Here is a 2,126-nt window from a genome sequence, read left to right as displayed (position 1 = left end):
TATCGGCAAACTGTTGGTGCAGTTCTTCCGCGAGGCGACTGAAGCTGAAGCGCGACTGGGGATAAGTCAGCGTCGGCTGATAATCGCGGGGCGTGCTTTCCCGAAACGCGGCGCGGATGAATAGCTCGATCTCACTTTTCAGCGTCTCGATCTGCTCTGCGCTCAGGTTCGGTTGCGGCCAAAGCGTCATCGCAACACTCACGGGCACTTCGGGCATGACCATGGCCAGCAGATCATCGCCGTGGCCATGGTTGCCCTGGTCGCGGATGTGCGAATTGATTCGCTCCAGGTAAGTCGCCGCCGGCACACCCGCATCAAAAAGCACAAAGGCATTCGCACTGCCCGGCCCACGCGGTGCTCCGTGTTCGAAGTAGACGCCGTCCGGACGAACGCCGGGGAAGGCGGAAATCATGGCGCGATACACCGCATCGGTGTGCCACTGATTCACGGCCGAGAACTGGTTGCGCACGCGCAAACGCAGTTGGTCGTTCGGCTCCGGATCCGCACCGGGTGATTCCAGCCAACCGTCCTTGTTCACTACCTGGACAATGCCTGGGATGGGCACGGGCAGGATGGCGTAGTAACCCGGGGCGAGGTTGAAGCCACTGCCGGATTCGATCGCCTCCACCGGGACTTCCAGCTGCAGCTGGCCCGCCACGAACGTCGCCGGCGCAGTGGTAATCAATTGGTACACGTTGCCGTTGATAGCGGCCGACTGCACAACAATGCCTTTTTCCAGCTCCATGACGCCGTCCGGTAAGGCGCGGGTGAGCAGCAATTTACCGCGGGCTTTGGTGGCGCCTTTGCGCTCGACGTTGACCGCCCAAGCGAGCATGTCCAGCCAGGCGTCCACCGCCGTTTTCACAAAGAAGTTCGGCAGCACCGTCAGGCACAGAAAGTCCAACAGCCACAACACCGGTTTGGTCACCAGCGCGGTCATCACCCGCCAGAACGGCGAATAACTGCTGGTGTTGGCCACCTTCGCGCCCTGGGCTTCGACTTCCTTTTCCCACGCGGCCTTCAAACCGGCCTCCGTGGTCGGGATGCCGGCGTCGGCGATCACCTTTTTAAAATCGACCTGGCTCACAGACTTACCTCAATCGAACCGAATTTCAGGGTTTTCGCAGTGACCAGGTACACACCTGGCTCCTGCTGGATAATCCGCGCCGTGCCCGGCACCAGGCGTTGGTCGTCCTCCACCAACAGTTCCAGTTGCTGGATGCAGTCGCGCTGCCGCAGCCCATCGCGCTCGGCCACCAACGTCACCAACAACCCGCTGTCGCGGATCATGTGAGCGATGTCCTGGGCGATGCAGGCGCGGTCATCGATGAGCAAAGGTTGATGCGACGGATCCAGTGCCAGGTCGTTGTCGACGATCAACAGGTCTACGTATTCGCTCATCCGCCGACCGCCATGGCGACCATGTTTTCCATCTCCAACGGGGTCATCGCCTTGCCCGTGTGAATGTTCACGTTCTCCACATGCGTGCCCTTGTTCTGGCTGCTGCTGTTGTTCTGGATGCTGGTCAACAGGCCGCCGGGCGGCACCGCTGAAGGGCGCGCCGGCGAAAGGCTGGGGATTGCCGCGTTGATGGTTTGCTGGGCTTTCTGCGCGGCGTTGGCGGTGTCGGCGGCATTGGTCGCGGCATCGACGCCGGGCACTTCAGGCATACCGCCAAAACGCGCTTCGATGTTCACGCCCGGGATGCTGTTCAGCAGCTCGATCACGCCGTTTACGGCCTTGGTAAAAATGCCGACGATGCTGTCCCATGCGGCCTTGGCCATGCCTGACCAGCCGCCCATTGAGTTAAACCAGTCGGACAGTTTCTGGAGCTTGTCGGCGACGAACTGGAACGCGGCCGTGTTCATCAGGGCGGACGTCCATTCGTCCCAGTAGTAGACCGCCGCGACAATGACGGCCACCAGGGCGAGAACACCCACCACAATCCACACCATCGGGTTGGCCAACAGCGCCGCGTTGACCAGCCAGATCGCGCCCTGCCACAGCAGCATGGCGCCACGCACCAGGGCAAGGCCGGCGCTGAGCGTGTAGATCACGGCCATGTACGCCAGGATCGCCAGTTTCTGCAAGACGAAGCCGGCGACCGTGCGCAGGTTCAGCAACTG

2 protein-coding genes and 1 pseudogene are annotated in these 2,126 nt (G+C 61.6%); all 3 read right to left on the bottom strand.

From position 1 onward, the window contains the following. A partial coding sequence (locus tag FGA82_RS31565; RefSeq protein ID WP_141130096.1) for a baseplate J/gp47 family protein occupies positions 1 to 1,087 on the bottom strand: 1,087 nt, incomplete at its 3' end. Next, the gene (locus tag FGA82_RS31560) at positions 1,084 to 1,401 is read right to left on the bottom strand and encodes a DUF2590 family protein (protein ID WP_141130095.1); all 318 of its coding nucleotides are present in this window, start codon (positions 1,399 to 1,401) and stop codon (positions 1,084 to 1,086) included. The genes FGA82_RS31560 and FGA82_RS31565, both read right to left, overlap by 4 nt. Then, positions 1,398 to 2,126 (bottom strand): annotated as a pseudogene (locus tag FGA82_RS32290) (phage tail tape measure protein); the annotation flags it as partial. The pseudogene FGA82_RS32290 and the gene FGA82_RS31560, both read right to left, overlap by 4 nt.

Source organism: Pseudomonas fluorescens (assembly GCF_005938625.1).
Classification (GTDB): Bacteria; Pseudomonadota; Gammaproteobacteria; order Pseudomonadales; family Pseudomonadaceae; genus Aquipseudomonas; species Aquipseudomonas fluorescens_BD.
The sequence above is the reverse complement of the archived record's forward strand: the minus strand, read 5'-3'. Positions and strand labels throughout refer to the sequence as shown.

Coding starts and splice junctions, on each gene's coding strand:
- FGA82_RS31560 (WP_141130095.1), bottom strand. CDS start 1,401: ATGAGCGAATACGTAGACCTGTTGATCGTCGACAACGACCTGGCACTG.